This is a genomic window from Adlercreutzia caecimuris B7, assembly GCF_000403355.2.
Taxonomy (GTDB): Bacteria; Actinomycetota; Coriobacteriia; order Coriobacteriales; family Eggerthellaceae; genus Adlercreutzia; species Adlercreutzia caecimuris.
In genome coordinates this window covers 2,880,491-2,898,669 of sequence record NZ_KE159646.1, presented here as the reverse complement: position 1 = coordinate 2,898,669, position 18,179 = coordinate 2,880,491, and the positions used below count along the sequence as shown (strand labels likewise).

The window sequence follows — 18,179 nt, the reverse complement described above, 5'->3', positions numbered from 1 at the left end:
CCGCCCACCCAAGGAAAGGAAGCCCTATGAACCGCATCCTGAAAAGCGCCCTCGTCCGCGTCTGCGTCGCCTTCACCGCCGCCATGGCCCTGTGGTGCGCGCTCGGCCTCGTCTTCGCCGGCCCCGTGGAGGGCATCGTCATCACGCTCTCGCTCCTGGCCGCCTGCCTGCTGCTCGTCGCACTGCAAGTCCTGTGGTTCACCGAGACCGTGTTCGCCCGGCCGAGCTACCCCGCGCGCATCGCCGGCTACGGCCTGACGGCCCTGCCCGCCCTGGCGCTCTGCGCGGCCCTCGGCGGCTGGTTCCCGGCGGACAACGCCGGTGCCTGGGTCACCTTCGTCGTCATCTACCTGATCACGCTCGCCGCCATCACCGCCGGCTACACCGTCTACTACCGTCGTACCGTCGGCAGCTTCGACGCGGCCCTCGCCCGTTACCGCGCCGAGCGCGAGCAGCGAGGGTAGGCCGGCCCCGAGCCTCAACGCAGAAACGGGCTCGGCTCGTCGCGGTAGAGGATGGTCAGCCCGTGCATGGCGCGAGTGACGGCCACGTACAAGAGGTGGCGGTCGGCCTCGGTGGCGTACTGGCGGCCGTCGGCGTCCAGCAGCACCGCCTCGTCGAATTCCAGGCCCTTCGCCAGGCGCACCGAGGTGACCACGATGCCGCCCGGGTACGTGTCGGTCTCGTCGGTGATCAGGGCGACCTCGTGGACGCGGCCGATGAGCTCGGCGTAGCGGGCGGCGAGAAAGTCGGACTTCGCGATGATGCCCAGCGTGCGCCGCCCGGCCGCACGCCACCGCCCCACCGCCGCATCTACCGCCCCCAGCACGCCCGCGGTGTCCCCGCAGCGCACGAAGCGGGGCTCATCGCCGTGGCGCTCGACCGCCACCAAGCCGCCCACGGGCAGCACGCGCCGCGCCAGCTCGGTAATCTCGAAGGTGGAACGGTAGCTCGTCATGAGACGCACCACGCGGGCGCCGGGGTAATGGGCCGCCACCGTCTCGGGAGGGGCGGCAACGCGACCGTCCACGAGCTGGTTCGCGTCGCCCAGCAGCGTCTTGTCGCAGCGGAAAAGCCGCGAGACGGCCTCGTGGGCCGCTGGCGACAGATCCTGCATCTCGTCGATCACCAGGTGGCGCACTGGCGCGGCGGCGGCAAAGCCGTCGGAGCCCCGGAAGGCCCAGGCGCATAGCACGAGCGGGAAGGCATCCTCCCATTCCACCGTGCCCTTCGCCGCCATCTTGAGAAGCGCGCTTCGGCCCGTATCGGCCAGAAAGCGCCGGTACAGGGCAAGCGGGTTCTTCGCGCGCATCATGCGCAGCAGGCGCGACCGCAGCTCGCGGCGGGTCGGCATCGCGTGGGCGTAGCGGCCGAAGGTCTTGCCATGGGCGAGCTCCAGGGCGTCGCCCGCTACGAGGTCGAGCCGCTCCTCGAAGGGCACGGGCGCGTAGGCCGAGAAGCGCTCGGCAAGCCAGGCGGCCTCGGCCACATCCCCGCCGACGGGCAGGTCGTGCGGCTCGAACAGCGCCCCGCCCGCAGCCAGCTGTCCGTCGAGCCACGCAGCGAGCGATTGCGCGAACTTTTCGGTGCCCTTCACCTGGGCGCGCTCGGCGCGAACGGCGTCGGCCTCGTCGGCGAACGAGCGGGCAGGCGCCACCTTCGCGATGCCCTCCAGAAGCAGGCTCGCCAGCTCGTGCAGGCTCCACGAGCGCACCGGCTCCTCGCCGAGCTCCGGGAGCACGCCCGAGATGTAGTCGGAGAACACCCGGCTCGGCGACAGGATGGCCACCGACTGCGAGGAGAGCCGCTCCTTCTGGCGGTAGAGCAGATAGGCCACCCGGTGCAGGGCGATGGAGGTCTTGCCGGAGCCCGCCACCCCCTGGATGACGAGCGTGCCCGGCGCCTCGTCGCGGATAACGGCGTTCTGCTCGCGCTGGATGGAGGCCACGATGTCGTGCATCTTCGCATCCGACGAGCGGGAAAGCGCCTGGGCCAGCACCTCGTCGCGCACGCTCGACGAGGAATCGACGGCGTAGACGAGCCGCCCCTCCTCCACGGCGACTTGCCGCTTGCGCACCAGGGTTCCGCGCCGCTCGCCCGCCGGCGCCTGAAAGGCCACGGGGCCCGGCTCGAAATCGTAGAACAGCGCCGCCACCGGGCTGCGCCAATCGGATACGACGGCCTTGTTCTCCCAGGTGAAGGCGAATCGCCCGATATAGGTCACCTCGGGGGCGCCGCCAGCGGACACCGTGCCGCCCGCGTCGGGGCCGGCCGATGCATCGGAGTCCGCGGCGGTCCCCTGTTCGCTCGCCCCCGACGCTCCGCCATCCGCGTCATCCCCATCGAGGAAGTCCACCCGCGCGAAGTAGGGGGAGGCCAGCAGCTTCTCCAAGCGCCGGTGCGAACGGGCGGCCACGGCGGCCTGGGCGTCCAGACGGTTCAGCTCGAAGGCCGACAGGTGCGCCTCCTCCGGGGCAAGTTCCCCGCGCGAGGCGGCCAGCTGCGCGCCGGCCTCCCGATGGCTCTCCTCGGTGCGCGCCGCCAAGGCCCCGGACCGCGCCACGGCGGCGCGCACCTGTCCGAGCACCGCCGCAAGATGGGCACGCTCCGCCTCTTCGATATCGTTTGCCTGGTGATGGTCGTTGACCCGCAGGGGCATAGTGGGCACCGTCACGTCCCGCTCCTTCCTCTTCCAAGGTTTCGTCTCGTGCGAACGGCTCGGCCGCGGAGGCCCCGTTCGGGAAACCTGAGAGGTCGGAGGCGTGAGAAACACCGACGTCAAGGTGGGGAGGCTATGCTAGCGGCACTTTTGCGCTCCGCATCGCCGCAGCACACCGACCTCCACAAGATGTTCACAGACTCCCGTTTTCCCGCCTGTGCCCATCGGTTTGCCGGCAGAAGGCCGCAGGATCTTCTGCTGGCCTCCACCAGCGCATACCGGGCCCTGCACATTCACGCGTCGTGAACTCGAAAGGCTGGCCGCGTGTCGCTCCGTTAACCGTTTGATGCCAAGGCCTTCCGGCGGTAGCCGTCGGAAGGCCTTATCGCTTAGCATGGGCCTCATCATTTACGCACCGTCAACGAGTAAAGGAGCAGCCATGCCCATGAACCCCGTGGTCCAGGCCGTGATAAAAGCCATCACGCTCGTGCAGCCCGACGTGGCCTCCTCGTGGGATGCCCAGCGCAAGGTGGAAGACGCCGCCGGCAAGCTCACCATCGCCGATCCGCGCTGCCGCATCGATGAGATCACTGCCACCGCCGACGACGGCTACGAGATACCCCTGCGCGTGTTCACCCCGCTCGACATCGACTTCTCGCTGAAGGCGGGGCTCCACGTGAACGAGGATCATCGCGGCACCATCCTGTATATGCACGGCGGCGGCTGGGCCAACGGCGACGTGGACTTCTACAGCGACGCCTGCATGCGTACGGCCCTGAAGCTGGAGCGCCGAGTCATCGCCGTTGACTACCGTCGCAGCCCCGAGTGCCGCTTCCCCGTACCGCTGGAGGACTGCTACGCCGTGGCCCGGGCCCTGTTCGCCGGCGAGGTCATCCCCGATGCTGATCCCGAGCACATCGTGCTCATGGGCGACTCGGCCGGCGGCAACCTCACGGCCGGGGTGGGCCTTCTGGCCCGCGAGCGCGGCGAGTTCCGCCCCCGCACGCAGATCCTGCTGTATCCGCTCACCTACAACGACCACAGCGAGAGCACCCTGTTCGATTCGGTGCGCGAGAACGGCGAGGACTACATCCTCACCCGCCAGGCCATCGTGGACTACATCGAGCTGTACCTGCGCACGCCCGAGGACTTCCACGATTCCCGTTTCGCGCCGCTCATCGCGACGTCGTTGGCCGACATGCCCCGCACGCTGGTCATCACCGCCGAGTACGACCCGCTGCGCGACGAGGGCGAGGCCTTCGCGGCCCGGCTCGATGCCGAGGGAAGCGAGGTGGCCTGCTTCCGCATGACCGACGGCGTGCACGGCTACTTCCTGTACCCCTCGGTGCTCTCGCTCGTGCGCGACACCTACCGGCTCATCGCGCATTTCCTCGACGACGACCCCATTCCCACCGAAGGCAAGCTCCCATGGACGCCCCTGCTTGGTACCGACTAGACAACGTCGGCAAGTTCTACGCCGCCCAGGCCGGTGGGGGCACCCAGACCGTCTTCCGCATCGCCGCCACCATGGCCGACGAGGTGGATGCCCACGCCCTGCAGCAGGCGCTCGATGCGGCTGTGGCGCTCTTCCCCGGCTTCAACGTGTGCCTGAGAAACGGCCTGTTCTGGCACTACCTGGTGCCCGCGCCCGCACCGCCCCGCGTCGAGCCGGAGACGCTGCCGGTGTGCTTCAGCCTGCACACCGGGCCCGCAAGCGTGCTCTTCCGCGTCACCTACCATCGTCGGCGTATCAACGTGGAAGTGTCCCACATCATCTCGGACGGCCGCGGCACCTTGGAATTCGTGAGGGTGCTGCTCGCGGCCTACGTGGAAGCGCGCTACAACGTTGCCGTCGACCGGGCGCCCTACGCCGGCACCGAGGCCGCCAAGACCGAGGACAGTTTCTCGGCCCACTACGATCGCGCCGCTGCCGGCGCCGATGCACAGCCGCAAGTGTTCCGCCTGACAGGCTGGAAGACCGACGTGGATCCCACCTACCTGGAACTGCACTATCCCGCCGACGCCGTGCACGCCGCCGCCAAGGCCTGCGGTGCCACCGTCACGAGCTACCTGGTGGCGGCGGTCGTCTGCGCCCTGCGCCGCGAGATGCACGGGGCCGAACGGCAGCGCGCCATCCACATGGACGTGCCCGTGGACCTGCGCGCGCTCTTCGGCTCCACCACCCTGCGCAACTTCTTCGGCCTGGCCTATGTCACCTACGTGCCGGGGGATGCCGACGAGCCCCTGGCCGAGGTGGCCGCCCGCGTGCAGGAGCAGCTGGCCGCGGGCACCCGGCCAGCCTCGCTCAAGCGCCGCATGATGCGCATGGTGAAGCTGGAGAAGAACCCGCTCGTACGCGCGGTGCCCCTCATCGTAAAGGATGCGGCCCTCGACTTCGCCGCCTGGCGAGCCGCCCGCGAGGTAACCTGCACCGTATCCAGCCTGGGCCGCGTGCAGCTGGACGACGCGGTGACTCCCTACGTGGAGGGCATCAGCGCGCTCACCTCGCCGGCCGGCCTGAACTTCATCCTGTGCACCTGCGGAAACGATTTGTGCATCGGCGTCTCCAGCCGCTTCGTGAGCCTGCGGGCGACGCGGCATCTAGTAGACGTGCTGGCCGCCGAGGGCTTGCATGGCCAGGCGAACCTCAACAAGAGCGGCGAGCAGGTGGACGCTGCCTTACGGGAATCGGCCTTGGAAGAGCGTCTCGCTGCCATCGGCGCCGCGTGGCAGGAGCACAAGGCGGCCGCCCCCGCCCGCGACCAGGGGCGCTTGGGCGAGCGCGCGAAGGGAGACCGGCCATGAGGCACTGCGACCGCTGCCACCTCGATTACACCGGGGAGGTGGACCGCTGCGCCCTGTGCGGAAGCACGCTTACCGGGCAGGTGACACCCTCGCCCTTCCCCGTGGCCATCTGGCACCGCCTCTCGCGCACGGTGCACCGGGCCCTCGGCGCACTCATCGTCGTTGTGGTCGCCGCAGCGGCCATCGCCGCGGCCGCCTTCGGGCTGCCGGCGCTGCTCATCGCCCTGGGCGCCGGCATTGTGCTGCTCGTCATCGCCAAGCTCCTGCTCACCCAAGGCCCCCTCAGCGTGAAGCTCAGCAAGTACTTCTCGTTGCGCTAGAGCCCGAGTGCCGCCAGCGCGATGGCCGCTGCCAGCACGAGCACGCATACGGCCAGCGCACCCCAGTCTCCGGCACCCAGCGGGTAGTCCTTGTAGCCGCTCTCGCGGGTGCGCAGGTTGAAGCCGCGCACCTCGGCGGCGATGGCGGCCGAGTTCGTCTTGCGCACCGAGCTCACGAGCAGCGGCACGCACAGCGGAATCATGAGCCGCACCTTCTTCACGAGCGACCCGTCGAATTCCACGCCCCGGGCCGTCTGCGCTTCCATGATGCCGGCCATATCGTTCATGAACACCGGAATGAAGTGCACCGTGCTCGTGAAGGTGAAGGCGTACTTGTAGGGCACATGCAGCTGCTTCACCGCCGAGTTCGTGATGTCGTTCATCTTCGTCACGTAGAACACGAGGAACAAGGGAATGGCCGCGGCCATAAGGCGCACGATCACCGTGAGGGCCGCCAGCAAGCTGCCAGTGCCGATGAAGCCCCAGGGCAGCGGCACAAGCGGCACGCCGTGGGGCGTGGTGAGCAGAATGACCACCGCCAGGATGAGCGAGAACGCGAACACCGCCCGGCACAAACCCGCCGTCTCGCGGCCGAGCCCGCACGAGGCGGCCAAGACAAGCGCCCCGACCAGCAGCACGAGCAGGAACGCCAGGTTGCTCGTCGCAAAGCAGGCGATGGCGAACAGCACGGCGCAGATGAGCTTGACCGAGGGGTTCATGCGGTGCAGAAAACTGTTTCCCGGCACGTATTCCAGAAACTTCGCCATTATCGGCCCCCTTCCCCGTCCGCACCGGCATCTCCGAGCATCGCCTTCGCCTCCACCACAGCCGCGGCACTGGCCACCGTCTCGGCAGAGAGAGCCGCCGCCACGTCGTTGGCCAGAGCTGCGGCCTCGGCTGCAGCCCGGCCCTCGAGCTGCAGCTCCTGGGCGATGGCGGCCACCATCTGGGGCACCGTATCGGCCTGGGCGATGGCCTCGGGGCACCCCTCGTCGCGCCCGAGAATCATGGACACCTCGGTCACCTGGGGCGGCAGGATGTGGGCCTCCTTCAGCACGCGCCCGTCGCGCAGCACGTCGAAGGTGGCGCCATCGGCCACTACCCGCCCGCCGGTCATGGCGATCACCCGGCGGGCGAAATCCCCCACCACTTCCATGTCGTGGCACACCGTGATGACAGTCGTGCCGCCCTCGTTCAGCTCGCGCACCACGTCCATCACCTTCACGCACTCGCGGAAGTCGAGGCCGGTGGTGGGCTCGTCCAGAATAATGGTGGGCGGCGCGAGCACGATGATGGAGGCGAGTGCCAGAAGCTGGCGCGTGCCCCGGTTCAGCAGATAGGGCTCGGCGTCGGCGTCGAAGCCGAAGCGCTCGATGATCGCGTCCACCCGCTCCTCGGCCGCCGGTCCTTCCTCGCCGAGCGCTTTGAAGCCGAAGAGCAGCTCCTCGCGCACGGTGTTGCAGCAGATCTGCCGGTCGGGATTCTGGAAGAGGAAGCCGATGCGCCGCGCCAGCTCGCTCGTCTTCAGAGCGGTAGTGGGCACGCCGTCCACGAGCACCTCGCCAGCCGTGGGTTTCAGAAGCCCGTTGGCCAGGCGCATGGTGGTCGACTTCCCCGCGCCGTTGGTGCCCACGAAGGCCACGAAGTCGCCGTCGCCCACCGTGAAGCTCACGTCGCGCAGCACCGCGAGCTCCCCGTCGTAGGAGGCCGACACGTTCTTGAACTCGATCATGCGAGCACCTCCTTCAGCGCCGCAGCGGCACCGGCCACGTTGCGCACCGTCGGGCCGCCATAGAGCCCTTGGGCACCCAAGGCGTTCATGAGCGTAGTGGCCCGCGGCACGTTCACGCCGAGGGCCAAAAGCTCGTCGGAGTGGGCCAGCACCGCATCGGGCGTGTCGGCGAAGCGGATGCGCCCCCCGTCCACAATGACGAGCATGTCGGCGTAATCGGACAGAAGCGCGATCTTCTGCTCCACCACCACGACGGTGGTGCCGTGCTCGCGGGCGTAGCGGGCGAGCAGGTCGAACACGGCCACTGACGAGGCCGGGTCCAACTCGGCGGTGGGCTCGTCCAGCACGAGCACGCGCGGCTGCAGAGCGATGACCGAGGCCACGGCCACCTTCTGCTTCTGACCGCCCGACAGGCTGTCGATGGTGCGGTCACGCAAATCAGCGATGCCCATGGCGCCAAGCGCCTCGTCCACCCGCGCGGGAATCTCGTCTTTGGGCACCGCGAAGTTCTCCAAGCCGTAGAGAATCTCGTCTTCCACCACCGTGGACACCATCTGCGAATCGATGTCCTGGCACACACTGCCCACCACCCGTGAGATATCGGTAAGCGACGCCTCCACCGTATCGAGCCCCTCCACGGTCACCGACCCGTAGAAGTCGCCCGGGTAGCAGTGCGGGATGATGCCGTTGATGGCATAGGTGAGGGTGGACTTCCCGCTGCCCGCGGCCCCGGTGATGCCCACGAAGCACCCATCGGGAATGGAGAGCGTGATGTCGCGCACCACCGGCGCCTCCCCCTCCCGATACCGAAAACTGAACTCTTTGAACTCGATCATAGCTGCTCTTCCTCGATAGCCTACTTACTTCTTCAGAACCTTCTTCAGGGGCACGGCGAGCACCTGGACGAAGATGCAGTTGAAGGTGGCCGTGCCCAGCACGATGGCCACATAGGCCGCCATGGCCACGGCGAAGTCGCCGCCCACGGACACCACGTTGATGTAGACGGACAGCGCCGCGAAGGTGAAGCCGGACACGCAGGTGGAGATGAAGGTGTTCACGAGCGGGTTGATGTCCAGCTTGCCGCCGATCTTCATGGGCACGTGGATGAGCAGGCCGCAGGCGAGCGCGCCCAGAAGCTCCGAGGGAATGTTGAGTAGCGGCGTGGCGTTCAACATCGGAATCTGGCACACCAAACCGGCGATGAGGCCGATGGCCAGCGACTGGGCCACATTCGGGCGAATGATGATGATGGCCAGGCAGTAGGCGGCGATGGTGAAATTCGGCTTCATACCGAAGGAGGCGAGCAGGCTGCCCGCGGTCAGCTTCAGCACGGCCCCGGCGGCCAGAAGCACGGCCACCAGGATGAGGTCCTGCACCTGCAGGCCCTTCTTCTCGGTCGCGGCGACGGTGCGCTTGGCGCCGCCGGCCTGGGCGGGAGCGTTCTCGGCGTCAGCGGTCATACGGAGTTCTGCCATGTCAATCAGTCCTTTCTCGGGCAGCTTCCCTGCTGCCCCTCGTGCTCGCGCCTGCGAGCGTTTCCTGTGTCAGCAATTGCCCCGTATCCGACGCCTTGAGAGGTTCCCGGCTTTTCCCAACAAAAAAGGGATCTGTCCTTCGCTTAAAGGACAGATCCCTTGATCTGCGGTGCCACCTTTAATTGATTCGCCGAAGCGAACCCTCTCATGAACGGGCCATCACCCGCTCTGCCTTTAACGCAGGCTCACGGTCCAGATACTCGGCCTCGCCGGAACAAACGGCGGTGGGCCTTTCCCCTTTCCCTCGGCGATCCATTTACCCTCTGGCGTTCTGCGGGAATCTCAGCTGCGCCCGCTCTCTGTGAGTGCCCGGATGGCTTGATCTTCGCCTCATCGGTTTAAGGTATATTCAATTGCTGCGTGTACTTTAGCACAGAAACCTGATCGCGCAAGCCCCTATTTTCCCCATCGCCCGCCAACGGCCTGCCGGCGCCGCCACAACACCACTTCCCTGTTGCAAATTGAGAAGAAAAGCACGGTTTTCGTAACTCTGACTTCTCCTCTGTCATCATGACAATCGATTTACCTGGGAAAACATCCCGAAATTTCAGAGTTGCAACCCATAAACCACTCAAAAGTCTACGAAAACCGTGCTTTTCTTCTCATTTCCCGGCAACAAACGCAAAGAGAGTCGCTCCACTCCCAACCCAAAGGCAACCGCCTTACATCTCGTCCGAAGCGCGACCGCCCTCAAGCCACAGTCGACGGTGATAGCGCCCCAACGACCAGCCTGTTGCATACAGCACTCGATGGGAATCCTGGAACCGTTTCGCCTTTATCTGGAGGCGGCGCCCCAAGTGCCCACTCGCCTGATCAGCCACGTTCCGCATTTCTCTCGCGTCGGCAAGCTGCCGGGTAGTCACCGAGATCACTTTGTAGCCGTCGGCCTCAAGCGCCATCCGTTTAGAGGCATCACGCGCTATTTGAAACGGCGTCAGGTGTTCAGAATTCGAATCGTACTCGATCACCAGCCGTATTTCCCGGTGACTCACGTCGGGAACAAGCGTCTCGCGACGGGCAATGCGACGAGCCCGCTTGCTCGGCCTGATTCGACGATTCAACTCGAGATCGGGAATCCCATAACCCCCATAACGCTGCGACAAACTCAGAACTGACCAGAGAAACGCCTCGGGAGGCGAGGCGGCATTATCGACCACCGATCGCAGCGCTCGCCGCGCCTGCTTTGCGCCCCTCAACCCCACATTGCGCCGAACAAATGCCTCGATACGTTTCCTCGAAGTAAGCGGCACTCGACTTCCAAGACCGTTGTCAGCTGTCGGATCGATGTAGAAGCTGCCGCACAGGGCATCTCCGGCTTTTACCAGCTCGTGAAAGGGAAGCGTCAGAGCAAGTTGTACAAAGCAGAGCTCGGGACAACTGGCAAAGACACCGTTCTCGATGCGCACGAAGGGCCTCTCCGCGAACGCGAAGCGCGATAAATGGGCAATCGCCTGCGGGACCGAGCTCTTCGAGGAAACAGGCACGGTCACGTGATACGGTTGGGGGATAGAGGGAAATACCTTCTCCAGATACTCAACTGTCTTTCGATGAGGCACGCACGATTTCAAAGCCGATACCCCAACACCGCAATGGGCATTCGGACGACATTCGGCTGTTAGCCAATACGAAAAAGACGATATGCCATAGAGAAAAATTCGCATGGGCGAAGTGTAGCGGCAGGGACCGAGCTGCTTCCCCACGGGCTCAATCCTCCTCCAAGGATTCACTGTGCTGACCATTTTGCTCAGGAAGAGAAACCGCCTTCATAAATTGGCCTTCCCCCATTTGCCGCTTGCGCACCAAGCACATCCGCGACGCACGCCATGCTCCATCTGCATTCTGATATGAAGCGTTTTCAATGCTCCACACGTGCCCCGCAAGCGCTGAAAGTGAGAAGAAAATGACGGTTTTCGTAGGCGACAGAAACAGCATCGCTTGCTGGTGGAACCGTGACCAGGCAAAACGTAAAACTCCCTAAGAGGTTTCCCGACCCCCTGGCACTAAAAGTTACGAAAACCGCGCTTTTCTTCTCACTACGGCGCTCAATGCCAATGAGCGGCCTAAGCACAGCGACCGCATTGCCGTTGCAGGCCGGCGATTGGGCGTTGAAAGCGCGCCACCACCGGTCCACGCGCAAGCAGCTCCACCCTCCCCGAAACAGCAAACGGCGGGGGCGGGGCGAGCGTCTTCAGCAACAAAGCGTACAAGCGAAAAGCCCACCTCGCACAAAGCGAGATGGGCTTCTAAGCAGCAATACGCAGCAGCGGAAAGCCGCTATACGATCTTCTTGCCCAGGCAGGCGGCCAGCTCGCGCAGCTCGGCGACGAGCTCGCGGAACTGGGCCGGAGTCAGCTGCTGGGGGCCGTCGGACAGGGCCACCGGCGGGTTCGGATGCACCTCGATCATGAGCGAGTCGGCCCCAGCCGCCACGGCGGCCTTCGCCAGGGCCGGCACCAGGTCGCGCTGACCGGCCGGGTGCGACACGTCGATGCACACCGGATACAGCGACTGCTTGTGGATGACCGGCACCGCAGCGATGTCCAGCGTGAAGCGGGTGGCCGTCTCGAAGGTGCGGATGCCGCGCTCGCACAGCACCACGTTGTTGTTGCCGCAATCGGTGATGTAGTCGGTGGCGGCCAGCCATTCGGCGATGGTGCCGGCGAAACCGCGCTTGTACAGCACCATCTGCTGGCTCTCGGCGGTCACCTGGCCGATCTTCTTCAGCAGGCTGAAGTTCTGGAAGTTGCGGGCGCCCACCTGCAGGCCGTCCACGTAATCGGCCACCAGCTGGCAGTGGGCCGAGTCCATGACCTCGGTGAGCGTCTTCAGGCCGTAGGTGTCGCCGGCGGCCTTCATGATCTTGAGCGCCTCTTCGCCCAAGCCCTGGAAGGAATGGGGGTTGGTGCGGGGCTTGAAGGCGCCACCGCGGATCCAGGAAAGACCGAGATCGGCGACGCACTCCGCCACCTCGTTGAACTGCTCGGTCGATTCCACCGAGCAGGGCCCGGCGTAAATGGTGATCTCGTCAGTGCGCTGGCCGAGATCGGGGATGGGGGCAATCTTCACTTCGCTCATACGGACGGCGTCTCCTTCATGATCTTGAGGATGGTGGCATAAATCTCGCGGAGGTTCTCGTTGTACAGCGGCCCCTCGTTGTAGCTGTCCACCCGCGCGAAGATCTCCTCCTCGCGGCGCGCGTCGTACAGACCCATATGCGCACCGGGTTTCAGACCGCGAATGACCAGCGAGTGGCCGGCACGCTTGTTCAAAAGCGCGACGATCTCGCGGTCAATGGCGTCGATCTGCTCACGATGCTTCTGAATCTCGGCAAGATTGCTGTTCTCTTCAGACATCGCTTTTCCTTTCGTGTACCAAAACTTGAACGAGCATGGCCGACGCGCCCACGCGGCGCAGGCGGCCCTCGCGTGGCGTCCATGATAGCAAAGACCCCCGCGCGAGCAGGGGTCATGGAGCAATTAAGTTATAGAAGCCCACGACGGGCCGCCATCGGTAAAATCGAATGCGAGCCAGCGGGATGCGGAAGGAGCGGGAACGCCAGCGCGGAGGCGCCGTCCGAGCCCGAGACACGGCTCGATCAGCGGGGTGACCGCCCGAGCAGCGCGCTCTAAGGCGACGGGGCCGGCACGCAGTCCGGCACCTCCCTCGCGCCGGCTGCCTCGCTCCTTAGCGGGGCCGCGCCATCAAGTCGGCCTGCTTGGCGGAATCGCGGGCGTACCATTCGATGAACAGGTCCACGGCACCGTTGGCGATGAAGGCCGCGCCCAGCACCAGCACGAAGGTCATGGAAGCGCCCCAGGGATTCACCACGATGAGCACACCGCCGACACCCACGATGACGGCGGCCACGAGCACGGCGATCCAGATACTGCCCCCGAAGGCGCGCAACCCCAGGGCCCGCACCACGTTCACAATGGCGAACAGGATGAGCACCACACCGAGCACCACCGAGAAGAACCCGGCAATCACCTTGGGAAACACGAAGGCGATAAGGGCGATGATGAGGTAGAAGACCGCTCCCATGAGGGTACCCGTATTGCGATAGCGCACGCTCTTCTGGCGGAAGTAGGACACCAGACCGGCCGCACCCATGAGCGCCAGGGCCACGCCGAACAGCATGATGATGCCCTGAATGGTTATGGAGGGATAAATCATGAGGAACAAGCCAAAGGCTATGCACAGCACCGCCTGCACCAGGTTGTTCGACCGCACCAGATCCAAAATCTTCTCCATAAGGCAACTCCTATCGCTCGGCGCCCGTAACGCCCGTATCCTGGTTCCTGCCGTTGTGTCACCGCCCTCCCTACGGTGCGAGCGACAGCAGAACCATCTCCTATGGACACCATGTTAAGGCGCGCGCACAAAATCAGGCTCACCGCATGGGCCTTGAAAGCAACCGGTTGAACAGGGGCTAGCCCCGTCACTGTTACGTAACCAACGCCGCTCGGCGGACATCATTCCGTTGACGATCTGACAACTTCGGTACCCCGGGCCATCAAGATATGAAAACCGGGCCTCCGTTGCAGCACGGAGGCCCGGTTGGAAACGTTCTAGGTTGTAACTCGGAAGAGCGGCGACCGAGCCGCAGGGGTTCAGCGCCTCGACCTAACCGCGAAGCTCCAAGCCCCCTTCCCGTCTCTTCCTCGCTTACGCCACCTGCGGGTCAAACTCCAGATCGGGGGCACCAGCGCGGGAGGTCGCAGCCGGAACCGTCTCCTCCTCAGTCGCGGGCAGAAGCAGCTTCGAGGCCAGGGCCATGAAGCCGAGGGCGCCTACCGACACCACGCCCACAATGATGGCCGCCTCTACGAGCGTGGGCGCATAGGAGCCGGCCATCGCCCAGCCGTCGGCGGTCATCACACCCGGGGCGCCGGCCACATTCTGGCCGATGAACGAGGTGAACAGCAGCCACACGCGCTTGCACAGCACGCCCGCCACCACCAGCACGCTCGCGCCCACCACGAGCCCCGTCTTCGCGCGGTTCTTCGCGAAGACCAGCACGCAGAAGGGGATAAGCAGACCGCCGATAACTTCGAACCAGAAGAACGGGGCGGTGGGACCCGCCGTCATGAGGGCCAGCGTCTCGGCACCGGCAGCGCCGGGATAGCCCATGGTCAGCACCTCGCAGAAGATGAAGTAGGCATCCACCGCGATGCAGGTGGCCAAAAGGCCGGCCAGGCTCGCGATGAGCTCCTTGGGGGTCTTAAAGCGGCCCGAGGCGTTCAGCGCCGACAGCACGATGAGCAGCAGGGCCAGGCCCGAGTCCATGGCGCTCGCCACGAAGATAGGAGCCATGATGGCCGTGAACCAGCCCTCCTTGGCAATTTGCAGGCCGAAGATCCAGGCGGTCACCGAGTGCACGAGAATGGCGCAGGGCAGGGCGAAGCGAGACACCATGGCCACGGCGCGCTCGGCCCCCTTGCGCATGAAGTGCAGGTACAGGATGTTGATGACCAGGTAGCAGGTGATGACGCAGATGTCCCACACCAAAGGCGACGCCGGGTTCGGACCGGTCACGATGCGCCACACGCGTTGAATGCCGCCCAGGTCGATGAGCACGAACATGCCGGCCAGGCAGATGCATACCGTGGACAGAATAACCGCCGGCATGGCCACCCGCTTGAACGCCTTGATGTGGAAGACGCTGGCCGAGGAGGCCACGATGAGGCCTCCGGCCGACAGGCCCACGAAGAACATGAACATGGTGATGTAGGCTCCCCACGACACGCCGTTGGACATGCCAGTCACGGCCAGGCCGCCCACGAGCTGGTAGATCCAGGCGCCCACGCCGACGCAGGCGAGCACGGCCAGTACCGCCGTAGCTGCTTTGTTTCGCTTGAACAGTTCCATTTTCTCGCTCCCTATTCGAAGTAGTAGACCTGCGGGCGGGTGCCCTGCTCCTCCAAGAGCACGCGGGCCTTGCGCTCGACGATGACCTTCGACACCTCGGAGTTCGGGTCGTCCAGGTCGCCGAAGATGCGGGCATCCAGCGGGCAGCACTGCACGCAGCGGGGCTCCTCGCCGCGGTCGGTGCGCTCCTTGCACAGGGTGCACTTCTCGGCCACGCCCCGTTCCCGGCGCTCGACCTGCCCGTCGCCATAGACGAAATCGGGCACGAATGCCGGCTCTGCCCAGTTGAAGGAGCGGGCGTTGTAGGGGCAGGCGGCCATGCACATGCGGCAGCCGATGCACTTGTCGTAGTCGATTTCCACGCGACCCATCTCGTCTTTGTAGGTGGCGCCGGTGGGGCACGCCTTCAGGCAGGCGGGGTTCTCGCAATGCTGGCACGCCAGCGGCAGGTACGTGCGCGTAAGGTTCGGGTACTGCCCTTGGGCGTCGTCTGCCACCCCGCCCCCTTCGGTAAGCACGCGGTTCCAGCGCATATCCTTCGCCACGCCATTCTGCATCTTGCAGGCAAAAGCGCACGTCTGACAGCCAATGCAGCGCGTTTGGTTAATGGCCATTCCGTATCTCGTCATGATTTCACCTACGCCTTCTCTACTTCCACCAACACATCGTTGTAGGGAATCTGGGGGCCGAAGAACATCGAATAGCCGCGCTCGAGCCGCGCCGAGTTGGTCACGTTCTGCAAGAACCCTTCCTTGTAGTAGCGCGTGTAGGTCGTCTCGGCCATGAAGAGCACGCCCGGCTGCAGCGAGCGGTTCACCAGCGCCGTCGCCACGAAGGAGCCGCGATCGTTAAAGACGCGCACGTCGTCGCCGGTGACGATGCCGCGAGCCTCGGCATCCTCGGGTGCCATGTTCAGGCTGGGGCCGAAGTCCTCCTGGAACCACTCGTTCGCAGAGTAGTAGGCATGGATGCGATAACGGCTCTTGCCCTGGGTGAAGTACAGCGGGAACTGCTCTTTCTTGGGATTGCTCTCGTAGGCCTCGTTCGCGTCCTCGTAAACTGGCAGCCCATGGCCCTGGTCGGCCAAATACTCGTAGTACAGCTCGATGCGCGTGGACGGCGTCAGGAAGCCCTCGGCCAATCCGTCGGGCAGGTAGTCCTCGCCGGTTTCCGGCAGGGCCATGACGCCCCCGTTGGCCAGCAGAGCGTCGTAGGTGATGCCCTCCATGCGCGGGTCGAGCTCCGCCGCGCCGTCGAGCATGAACCGCGCGAGCTCCTCGTAGGTCTCGGGCAGCAGATCCTCAAGACCCCACTGGGCGGCGAGCAAGCGCTCGATCTGCAAGTCGCTCTTCGATTCGAACAGCGGGGCGACCATGCCGTTGGCCAGCATCACGTGGCCCATGCTGTCGCGCAGCTGCTTCACGTTCTCCTCGCACTCGAATTTCGTACAGGCAGGCAATACGATGTCGGCGTAGTCCACCGCCGATGAGTGGTACAGGTCGACGATGGCGAAGAAGTCGAGGGACTTCACCCACTCGAGCATGTCGTTCGCCGCTCCGGCCTCAAGGGTGAACGCATCGCCGAACGTCAGGGCCGCATGAATGTTGTTCTCCTGGTAGGGCATGTCGTACATGGCAACCGGGCTTTCCCCGTAGTGGTACTCCTCGGGAAGAACCCAGTAGTTGAGCGTTGCCGAAGGATCATTGGAGCCCAAGCCGCAATAGGAGCCGAGGCCCGCGCCCTTCTTGCCGTACTGGCCGGTCAAGGCCACCAGCAGAGCCGTCGAGTGGCCCAGCACATCGGCGTTGGTGTACTTGTCGGCACCACCCAGTCCGATGTCGATAATGGCAGGGCCGTTGTTGGCATAGCGGTCGGCCAAGTTCACGATAACCTGCTCGTCGATGCCCGACGTCTGCGCAGCCCAACTAAGCGTGATCGTATCCAGCCACTCCTTGATGAGCGTGAACTCGGTAACCAGCTGCATGCCGTCCACCGTCCACTCGCCCTCGAGGGCCGGCACGGCGGTCGCGTTGTCGTACAGAACCGGGGCATTGGTCACGGTGTCCCACACGAAGGGGGCGCCCACGGGCTCGGCGCCGACCACGGTCGGGTTGGGGGCCACGACCTCGGCGCTGCGATAGCTCTTTCCCGTGGCGCGATCAACCAGATAGGGGCAGGAAGTACGTGCGAGCATGAACTCCTCGTCATACCAGCCATTGTCCACGATGGCCTTCAGCATGCCCTGGATAATCGCCGCGTCGGTGCCGGGACGCACGGGAAGCCACTCGTTGGATTTCGCCGCCGTGCCCGTGAAGCGCGGGTCGATGGTCACAATGTAGGTGCCCGCCTCCTTCGCATCCATCAGCGGGCGCGACCATACCATGGCGCTCTCCAAAGGATTGTGGCTCAGCTCGATAATGGTGGCCGCATCCTTGAACTCCCAGTGGGAGCGGTTCGAAAGATAGCTCCACGGGCCCAGAGCCGGCCCCAGGCCGTTGGCCTGGCCGCGGTCGAGTCCCCAGTTGCCACCAGAATCCGCATGGATCAGCTGGGCCAGGAAGTCGAATTCTATGCCCGCCTCGGTGGACTTGCGGATGAAGACCGATCCCTCGCCGTATTTCTGCTGGGCCTCCTTCAGGTTGTCGGCGATAGTCTGGATGGCCTCGTCCCAGCTAATCTGGACGAATTCACCCTCGCCGCGTTCGCCAACGCGCTTCATCGGCACCTTGAGACGATCCTGTGCGTAAATGTGCGCGACCTCGCCGATGCCGCGCAGACAGATGGTCGAGTGTTTCTTGTCGACCATCAAGTCGCTCGGCTCGATCAGCGTGATGCGGTCATCGCGAATGGTGCATTTCAGATTGCATCCCGTCAAGCAATGGAACTGGTGGCACAGATGAGCCGTGCGCTCCTCTCCCTCTGCATGGGCCCGGGCAGGGGCCAGCACCTCACCGCTCAAGGCAGCACCAGCGGCGCCCACACAGGCGAGCCCGGCAGCGGCCGCGCCCGTTGTCTTGAGGAAGCTCCTGCGGGTGAGCGTGGAGTTTCGTGCTCCCGACATCTCTCCTCCTTTGAATTCCCAGGGACCGCGCCTTCCCGGCGTTGCGGGCCGCGTCTCCTCACGCGGCCGCTGTTTCGTCCCCTCAAACTGGTAATCCTTGAGAATTGGCCAAATTCCACGGGGCACACTATAGCAAATTGTCATATGACAATGCAAGGATTATCATATGACAATTTTGAAATGGGTTATCTATTTTGAG

16 protein-coding genes are annotated in these 18,179 nt (G+C 64.8%); 4 read left to right on the top strand and 12 right to left on the bottom strand.

Features of this window, described 5'->3' with window-relative positions; genetic code table 11:
- Positions 1-26 precede the first annotated feature (26 nt).
- Positions 27-464, top strand: coding sequence for a hypothetical protein (locus C811_RS15365; protein WP_016310640.1), 438 nt, complete (start codon positions 27-29; stop codon positions 462-464).
- A gap of 14 nt (positions 465-478) precedes the next feature.
- Here C811_RS15365 and C811_RS0104340 read toward each other — a convergent pair whose 3' ends face one another.
- Positions 479-2,674, bottom strand: coding sequence for a HelD family protein (locus C811_RS0104340; RefSeq protein ID WP_016310639.1), 2,196 nt, complete (start codon positions 2,672-2,674; stop codon positions 479-481).
- A 424-nt stretch (positions 2,675-3,098) separates the two neighbouring features.
- Here C811_RS0104340 and C811_RS15360 point away from each other — a divergent pair, with 424 nt between their 5' ends.
- From C811_RS15360 to C811_RS15350, 3 genes are read left to right on the top strand one after another with little or no spacing between them, the layout of a single operon-like run.
- Entirely contained in the window at positions 3,099-4,115 is a 1,017-nt protein-coding gene (locus C811_RS15360; protein ID WP_016310637.1) for an alpha/beta hydrolase, read from the top strand.
- Positions 4,088-5,464 (top strand): phthiocerol/phthiodiolone dimycocerosyl transferase family protein, encoded by a 1,377-nt coding sequence (locus C811_RS15355; protein WP_016310636.1) that lies wholly within the window; start codon positions 4,088-4,090, stop codon positions 5,462-5,464. Before C811_RS15360 ends, C811_RS15355 begins: the two co-directional genes overlap by 28 nt.
- Positions 5,461-5,784, top strand: coding sequence for a hypothetical protein (locus C811_RS15350; protein WP_016310635.1), 324 nt, complete (start codon positions 5,461-5,463; stop codon positions 5,782-5,784). The genes C811_RS15355 and C811_RS15350 overlap by 4 nt, the downstream gene beginning before the upstream one ends.
- On the opposite strand, the gene C811_RS15345 is transcribed toward C811_RS15350, so the two are convergent.
- The 11 genes from C811_RS15345 to C811_RS15300 form a co-directional block, all read right to left on the bottom strand.
- On the bottom strand, positions 5,781-6,551 hold the full coding sequence (locus tag C811_RS15345; RefSeq protein ID WP_016310634.1) for an energy-coupling factor transporter transmembrane component T family protein: 771 nt from the start codon (positions 6,549-6,551) through the stop codon (positions 5,781-5,783). The two genes, C811_RS15350 and C811_RS15345, sit on opposite strands and share 4 nt — an antisense overlap.
- Positions 6,551-7,516, bottom strand: coding sequence for an energy-coupling factor ABC transporter ATP-binding protein (locus C811_RS15340; protein WP_016310633.1), 966 nt, complete (start codon positions 7,514-7,516; stop codon positions 6,551-6,553). The genes C811_RS15345 and C811_RS15340 overlap by 1 nt, the downstream gene beginning before the upstream one ends.
- Entirely contained in the window at positions 7,513-8,352 is an 840-nt protein-coding gene (locus tag C811_RS15335; protein WP_016310632.1) for an energy-coupling factor ABC transporter ATP-binding protein, read from the bottom strand. The genes C811_RS15340 and C811_RS15335 overlap by 4 nt, the downstream gene beginning before the upstream one ends.
- Before the next feature lie 24 nt (positions 8,353-8,376).
- On the bottom strand, positions 8,377-8,991 hold the full coding sequence (locus C811_RS15330; protein WP_016310631.1) for a hypothetical protein: 615 nt from the start codon (positions 8,989-8,991) through the stop codon (positions 8,377-8,379).
- Between the two features lie 722 nt (positions 8,992-9,713).
- Positions 9,714-10,751, bottom strand: coding sequence for a hypothetical protein (locus C811_RS0104335; protein ID WP_016310630.1), 1,038 nt, complete (start codon positions 10,749-10,751; stop codon positions 9,714-9,716).
- 574 nt (positions 10,752-11,325) lie between these two features.
- On the bottom strand, positions 11,326-12,126 hold the full coding sequence (gene aroF / locus C811_RS15325) for a 3-deoxy-7-phosphoheptulonate synthase (protein ID WP_016310629.1): 801 nt from the start codon (positions 12,124-12,126) through the stop codon (positions 11,326-11,328).
- Complete coding sequence (locus C811_RS15320) at positions 12,123-12,404, bottom strand: chorismate mutase (protein WP_016310628.1); 282 nt, start codon at positions 12,402-12,404, stop codon at positions 12,123-12,125. Before C811_RS15320 ends, aroF begins: the two co-directional genes overlap by 4 nt.
- A gap of 331 nt (positions 12,405-12,735) precedes the next feature.
- Positions 12,736-13,302 (bottom strand): HdeD family acid-resistance protein, encoded by a 567-nt coding sequence (locus C811_RS15315; RefSeq protein ID WP_016310627.1) that lies wholly within the window; start codon positions 13,300-13,302, stop codon positions 12,736-12,738.
- 414 nt (positions 13,303-13,716) lie between these two features.
- Positions 13,717-14,919, bottom strand: a complete 1,203-nt coding sequence (gene nrfD / locus C811_RS15310) for an NrfD/PsrC family molybdoenzyme membrane anchor subunit (protein ID WP_016310626.1) — start codon at positions 14,917-14,919, stop codon at positions 13,717-13,719.
- 11 nt (positions 14,920-14,930) lie between these two features.
- Positions 14,931-15,548 (bottom strand): 4Fe-4S dicluster domain-containing protein, encoded by a 618-nt coding sequence (locus C811_RS15305; protein ID WP_016310625.1) that lies wholly within the window; start codon positions 15,546-15,548, stop codon positions 14,931-14,933.
- Positions 15,549-15,556: 8 nt separating this feature from the next.
- The gene (locus tag C811_RS15300) at positions 15,557-17,980 is read right to left on the bottom strand and encodes a molybdopterin-dependent oxidoreductase (protein WP_016310624.1); all 2,424 of its coding nucleotides are present in this window, start codon (positions 17,978-17,980) and stop codon (positions 15,557-15,559) included.
- Positions 17,981-18,179 lie beyond the last annotated feature (199 nt).

Coding starts and splice junctions, on each gene's coding strand:
- C811_RS15365 (WP_016310640.1), top strand. CDS start 27: ATGAACCGCATCCTGAAAAGCGCCCTCGTCCGCGTCTGCGTCGCCTTC.
- C811_RS15360 (WP_016310637.1), top strand. CDS start 3,099: ATGCCCATGAACCCCGTGGTCCAGGCCGTGATAAAAGCCATCACGCTC.
- C811_RS15355 (WP_016310636.1), top strand. CDS start 4,088: ATGGACGCCCCTGCTTGGTACCGACTAGACAACGTCGGCAAGTTCTAC.
- C811_RS15350 (WP_016310635.1), top strand. CDS start 5,461: ATGAGGCACTGCGACCGCTGCCACCTCGATTACACCGGGGAGGTGGAC.
- C811_RS15345 (WP_016310634.1), bottom strand. CDS start 6,551: ATGGCGAAGTTTCTGGAATACGTGCCGGGAAACAGTTTTCTGCACCGC.
- C811_RS15340 (WP_016310633.1), bottom strand. CDS start 7,516: ATGATCGAGTTCAAGAACGTGTCGGCCTCCTACGACGGGGAGCTCGCG.
- C811_RS15335 (WP_016310632.1), bottom strand. CDS start 8,352: ATGATCGAGTTCAAAGAGTTCAGTTTTCGGTATCGGGAGGGGGAGGCG.
- C811_RS15330 (WP_016310631.1), bottom strand. CDS start 8,991: ATGGCAGAACTCCGTATGACCGCTGACGCCGAGAACGCTCCCGCCCAG.
- aroF (WP_016310629.1), bottom strand. CDS start 12,126: ATGAGCGAAGTGAAGATTGCCCCCATCCCCGATCTCGGCCAGCGCACT.
- C811_RS15320 (WP_016310628.1), bottom strand. CDS start 12,404: ATGTCTGAAGAGAACAGCAATCTTGCCGAGATTCAGAAGCATCGTGAG.
- C811_RS15315 (WP_016310627.1), bottom strand. CDS start 13,302: ATGGAGAAGATTTTGGATCTGGTGCGGTCGAACAACCTGGTGCAGGCG.
- nrfD (WP_016310626.1), bottom strand. CDS start 14,919: ATGGAACTGTTCAAGCGAAACAAAGCAGCTACGGCGGTACTGGCCGTG.
- C811_RS15305 (WP_016310625.1), bottom strand. CDS start 15,548: ATGACGAGATACGGAATGGCCATTAACCAAACGCGCTGCATTGGCTGT.
- C811_RS15300 (WP_016310624.1), bottom strand. CDS start 17,980: ATGTCGGGAGCACGAAACTCCACGCTCACCCGCAGGAGCTTCCTCAAG.